Source organism: Flavobacterium aureirubrum (assembly GCF_038739835.1).
In the GTDB taxonomy this organism is placed as follows: Bacteria; Bacteroidota; Bacteroidia; order Flavobacteriales; family Flavobacteriaceae; genus Flavobacterium; species Flavobacterium aureirubrum.
In genome coordinates, this window is sequence record NZ_JBCGDO010000152.1 from 1 (window position 1) to 283 (window position 283).

General features: G+C 39.9%; 1 protein-coding gene. It reads right to left on the bottom strand.

Features of this window, described 5'->3' with window-relative positions:
* On the bottom strand, nt 1–283 hold a 283-nt coding region (locus WFZ85_RS16315), incomplete at both ends, for a transposase (protein WP_461782278.1).

The window sequence follows — 283 nt, forward strand, 5'->3', positions numbered from 1 at the left end:
TCTTTGTGTTTGTCGATTTTTCTTTGGTTATAGTTGGACTTCTTGCTGTTGTGTGCTCTGGATTTAGTGCCATCAATAGCAATGGTTTCGCCTGTGATTAAATCGGCATTTTTTAAAAACGAAACAAAGAGTTTGAAGAGTTGTTTTAGGGCTTTGGGGTTGTCTTTGCGAAAGTCGGCTATGCTATGATAATTAGGGCAAATGGCTTCTAAAAGCCACTGCATTTCCAGGTTGCGATGGCACTCTTTTTCTAATCGCCTTGAAGAGCGAATGCCGTTTAAAT